Here is a 5,660-nt window from a genome sequence, read left to right as displayed (position 1 = left end):
GGTTCGGTGGCGTGGGTGGTGTCGGCGCGGTCGGGTGCGGCGTTGGCCGGGCAGGCGGGTCGGCTGGCGGAGTTCGTGGCGGCGCGTCCGGAGGTAGCGGCCAAGGATGTGGCGTTCTCGTTGGCCGCGACCCGGACGACGGGGTTTGCGCATCGCCTGGCGGTGATCGGTCAGGACCGTGAGCAGCTGCTGGAGAGCCTGGGCGCGGTCGCGGCGGGCCAGGCGGCGCCGGGTGTGGTGACTGGGAGTGTTGGTTCGGCGTCGGTGTCGCGGCCGGTGTTTGTGTTTGCGGGTCAGGGCGCGCAGTGGGTCGGGATGGGTCTGCAACTGTGGGATGAGGAGCCGGTGTTCGCGGCGGTGATGGAGCGCTGCGCGGCGGCCTTGGAGCCGTTCGTCGACTGGCAACTGCGTGATGTGTTGGGCGATGCGGAGTTGTTGGCGCGGGTGGATGTGGTCCAGCCGGCGTCGTGGGCGGTAGCGGTCAGCCTTGCCGGGCTCTGGCGGGCGTATGGCGTCGAACCCGCCGCGGTGGCGGGTCACAGTCAGGGTGAGATCGCTGCGGCGTGTGTCTCCGGAGGCCTGTCCTTGGAGGACGGTGCGCGGGTCGTCGCTTTGCGCAGCCGGGCGTTGGCGGGTCTGGCGGGTACGGGCGGGATGGTGTCGGTGCCCGCTGGTCTGGATGAGGTGGGGGAGTGGATCTCCCGCTGGGGTGAGGACCTGTCGGTCGCGGCCGTCAACGGTCCCCGCCAGGCGGTGGTGGCCGGTGCCGCGCAGGCCTGCGTTGAGTTCGCCGAGGCCTACGGCGATCGCGGCGCTCGCCGCATCGCGGTGGACTACGCCTCCCACACGGCGCACGTCGAAGCCGTCCAGGACCGTCTAGCTGAGGACCTGGCGGGGGTGTCTCCGGTTTCTGGTTCGGTGCCGTTCTACTCCACGCTTGAGGCGCGTGTGCTGGACACCGCCGAGTTGGACGGCGGGTACTGGTTCCGGAACCTGCGTCGGACGGTGCGGTTCGGTGAGGTCGTCGCCGCGCTGGCGGCAGAGGGCCACCGGGTGTTTGTGGAGGTCAGTCCGCATCCGGTGTTGGGTTTGGCGATTGCGCAGGCGGGCGAGGACCTGGTCGCGGCGGGCACGTTGCAGCGCGGCGATGGCGGCCGGAGCCGCTGGCTGACCGCCCTGGCCGGTGCCTACGCTGCCGGTGTTGAAGTGGACTGGGCCGCGGTGACCGTCGATGAGGGTCGGGCGGTGAAGGTCGCGCTGCCGACGTATCCGTTCCAGCGCCAGCACTACTGGCCGAAGGCTGTGGCCGGTCGCGGGGATGCTCCGTCGATCGGCTTGGAGCGGGCTGGACATCCGTTGTTGGCGGCTGCGGTGTGGCTGGCCGAGGGCGACGGGCTGGTGCTGACGGGTCGCCTGTCGCTGGCCGCGATGCCGTGGCTGGCCGACCACACCGTCCACGGCACCGTCCTGCTCGCCGGTACGGCCTTCGTGGACCTGGCGATCCACGCCGGAGATTTGGCCGGGTGCGGTGTCCTAGAGGAGTTGACGCTCCAGGAGCCGTTGCTTCTGCCTAGCTCCGGTGGCGTGCAGCTTCAGGTCCACGTCGGCGAGAGCGACGACGACAGCGCTCGCCGAACCGTCACCGTCTCCTCCCGTGAAGGGGAGGGCGAATGGGTCCGGCACGCGGTCGGCTTGCTGGCCCCGGCCGGCAGTGAGCCTGCCCCGGCCCCGCTGGATGTTTGGCCTCCGGTCGGCGCGGAGCTGGTTCCGGTCGATGACGCCTACGAGATGCTCGCCGAGCGTGGTTACGGCTACGGTCCGGCGTTCCAGGGCCTGCGTCAGGTCTGGCGCGCCGGGGACACCGTCTACGCCGAGGTCGAGCTGCCCGAGGTCATCGACTCCGATGTGGCCGGGTTCGGTCTGCATCCCGCTCTGCTCGACGCTGCTCTGCATGGTCTGCTGGCCGTCGGCGCCAGCAGTGGCAGTGGCGGGACGGAGCTGCCGTTCGCATGGTCGGGGGTGCAACTGCTGGCGAGCGGTGCCCGCCAACTGCGAGTGGCGTTCGCTCCCGAGCCGGGTGGATTCTCGGTCACCGCGTTCGACGGTGTGGGCGAATCCGTCTTGCGGGCACGGTCGTTGGCGATGCGTGAGGCTTCAGCTGGTCAGTTCGCTGGTTCCGGGCGGCAGGTTCGGCAGTCGCTGTTCACGGTGGACTGGGTTCCGCTGACGGCACCTCAGCTCTCTGACGCCGTGGTGCAGTGGGTGCGGCATGGCGAGCCCGTGGTGGCGCCGATTGTTGTTGCCGCGGTTCCGGCCGCTCTCTCCGGAGCTTCGGCGCCGCAGGCGGCTCAGCTGGCTGCCGCGACGGTGTTGGGTTGGGTGCAGCAGTGGCTGGCCGATTCCGAGACCGACGGTTCGCGGTTGGTGATCTGGACCCGGGGTGTGGCTGCCGGGCAGGATCTGGCGGGGGCTGCGGTGGTGGGCCTGGTTCGTTCTGCGCAGTCCGAGCACCCGGGCCGGCTGCTGCTGGTCGACGTCGACCCGGCGGCTGACTTGGACCCCGGTCGCGACGCTGACGTGGACACCGTCCTAGTCGTGGCGCTGGGTGCCGATGAGCCCGAGGTCCGCGTGCGTCCCGCTACTGACGGCGGGGGAGTCGCGGCGTTCGGTCGACGGCTGGTCCGGGCCGGAGCGTCCGGGGAACTGGTGTTGCCCGGTGGTACGGGCTGGCGAGTCGAGGTCACCCAGCCTGGCGACTTGAGCAGTACCGCTGTGATCGATGCTCCCGAGGCGGACGCGGCGCTTCTGGCGGGTCAGGTGCGGGTGGGGCTGCGTGCGGCGGGCGTGAACTTCCGCGACGTGGTCGCCGGTCTGGGAATGGTCTCCGACGGCCGGGTCCTTGGCCTGGAGGCCGCTGGGGTCGTGCTGGAGACCGGTCCCGGGGTGGACGGTCTGACCGTCGGTCAGTCGGTGATGGGTCTGGTTCCGGGTTGGGGTCCGGTCGGGGTTGTCGACAGCCGGCTGCTTGCCCCGATCCCGCAGGGTTGGTCGTTCCAGCAGGCCGCAGCGGTGCCGGTGACATTTCTGACGGCGTTCTACGGGCTGCGGGATCTGGCCCAGGCCCAGCCCGGCCAGCGGGTCCTCATCCATGCCGGGACCGGTGGTGTGGGCACGGCGGCGGTGCAGCTGGCCAAGGAATGGGGGCTTGAGGTTTTCGCGACCGCGAGCCCGGCCAAGCGGCACGCGCTGCGGGCGATGGGTGTGGAGGAGAGCCACATCGCCTCGACCCGTGATCTCGCTTTCTGTGAGCGGTTCCTGGCCGTGACCGGTGGCGAGGGCATGGACGTGGTGGTCAACGCGCTGGCCGGGGAGTTCACGGATGCGTCGCTGCGGCTGTTGCCGCGGGGCGGCCGGTTCGTGGAGATGGGTAAGACGGACATCCGCAACCCCGAGCAGGTCGCCGAGTCCCACCCGGGAGTCGTCTACCGGGCGTTCGATCTGATGGACGCCGGTGTGCCGCGGGTCGCGGAGATGTTGGCCGAGCTGGGGGCGATGTTCGAGGCGGGGACGCTGACTCCGCCGCCGGTGACGTGCTTCGAGCTGTCGCAGGCGGTGGCGGCGCTGCGGTACCTCCAGGCAGCCCGGCACATCGGCAAGGTCGTGCTGAACGTCCCGGCCGATTGGGACCCGCACGGCACGGTGCTGGTCACGGGTGGCACCGGCGCGCTGGGTGGGGAGTTGGCCCGGCACCTGGTGGATGTCCGTGGCATGCGGCACCTGGTTCTGATGTCGCGGCGGGGTCCGGCGGCGCCGGGAGTCGCGCACCTGGTCGTCGAGTTGGCGGCCTCGGGGGCGAGTGTTCGCGTGCAGGCGGGCGATGCCGCTGACCGCGACGCCCTCGCCTCGGTCCTGACCAGGATCGCGGGTGAGCGTCCGCTGACAGCGGTGGTGCATGCCGCCGGTGTGATCGACGACGCGACGGTGGAGTCGTTGACGCCCGAGCGGATGGCGAAGGTGCTGGCCGCCAAGGCCGATGCGGCGTGGAACCTGCACGAGCTGACCGAAGACGCGGGCCTGGCCGACTTCGTCCTCTACTCCTCGGCCATGGCCGCCCTGGGTAGTCCGGGCCAAGGCAGTTACGCCGCCGCCAACGCGTTCCTGGACGCACTGGCCGCATACCGTCGCGACCGGCACCTGGCCGGCCAGTCGCTGGCGTGGGGGCTGTGGGCCCAGACCTCGGAGATGACCGGGCATCTGGATGGTGCTGACCTGTCCCGGCTGCGCCGCGGTGGCGTTCAACCGCTGTCGACGGAGCAGGGTCTGGCGCTGTTCGAGGCCGCTACCGCGTTGGGCGGGCCCTTGGCGGTCCCGGCCCGACTGGACTTGGCCGCGTGGTCGCGTGCCGGGGGGCCGGTGCCTCCCTTGCTGCGCGGTCTGGTTACGGGTGGTGTCTCCGTGCGCCGGTCCGCGGCTGTGGCTGCGGTCGGTGGTGGTCTGGCGGCCCGGTTGGCCGCGCTTCCGCCCGCCGATCGCGAGCAGGAGGTCCTGCAGACCGTCCGGGCCGCTGCCGCCGTCATCCTGGGCCACGCCAGCCCTGGGGAGATCGACTCCCAGCGGGCCTTCCGCGAGATGGGCATCGACTCGCTGACCGGGCTGGAGCTGCGCAACCGGCTCGCGAACGAGACGGGCCTGAGCCTGCCCGCCACCCTCGTCTTCGACTACCCCGTCCCGCAGGAACTCGCTCGGTATCTGGTCGCGGAGGCATGCGGAACCGACGGAGTGGCCGCCGTATCTGCCGTATCGGCGGTCCGCGTCGGTAGGGACGAGCCGGTGGCGATCGTCGGTATGGGGTGCCGGTTCCCGGGCGGGGCGGAGGATCCGGAGGGCTTCTGGCGGTTGGTCGTTGCCGGGACCGACGCGATGTCGGGCTTCCCGATGGATCGCGGTTGGGAGACGCCGGGCCTGTCCGAGTCCGGTGATGCGGGACCGACGTATGCCCGGGTGGGCGGCTTCCTGGACAGCGCCGGCGATTTCGATGCGGAGTTCTTCGGGACCAGTCCGCGTGAGGCGTTGGGGATGGACCCGCAGCAGCGACTGCTGTTGGAGACGTGTTGGGAGGCGCTGGAGGACGCGGGCATCACCCCGGGTTCACTGCGGGGCACCGACACCGGCGTCTACGCAGGAATCATCACATCGGAGTACCGGGTCGGTGAGCAGGACGGCGCGAGCGGCTACGGGATCACGGGAACCCATGCGAGTGTGGCCACGGGCCGGGTGGCGTACTCACTGGGGTTGCAGGGTCCCGCTGTCTCGATCGACACGGCGTGTTCTTCGTCGCTGACGGCCATTCACCTCGCGGCGCAGGCGCTGCGGTCCGGTGAGTGCGGAATCGCGCTGGCCGGTGGCGTCATGGTGATGGCCTCGCCTGGGACGTACACGGAGTTCGCGTTGCAGCGGGGGCTTGCTGCTGACGGCCGTTGCAAGCCGTTCGCGGAGGCTGCTGATGGCACCGGGTGGGGCGAAGGCGTTGGTGTCCTGGTGCTGGAGCGGTTGTCCGTTGCTCGCGAGCGTGGGCACCGGGTGTTGGCGGTGGTTGCGGGTAGTGCGGTGAACCAGGATGGTGCGAGTAATGGTTTGTCGGCGCCGAATGGTCCGTCGCA

General features: G+C 70.7%; 1 protein-coding gene. It reads left to right on the top strand.

Annotation, left to right across the window (positions count from 1 at the left end; translation table 11 throughout):
• Positions 1 to 6: 6 nt before the first annotated feature.
• Positions 7 to 5,660, top strand: a 5,654-nt coding sequence (locus tag ACFXB5_RS52220) for an SDR family NAD(P)-dependent oxidoreductase (protein WP_385222812.1), incomplete at its 3' end; no start/stop codon positions are given.

Source organism: Streptomyces sp. NPDC059455, assembly GCF_042750115.1.
In the GTDB taxonomy this organism is placed as follows: domain Bacteria; phylum Actinomycetota; class Actinomycetes; order Streptomycetales; family Streptomycetaceae; genus Streptomyces; species Streptomyces endocoffeicus.
Note: the sequence above shows the minus strand (reverse complement) of the source record. Positions and strands in the feature narration are given on the sequence as shown.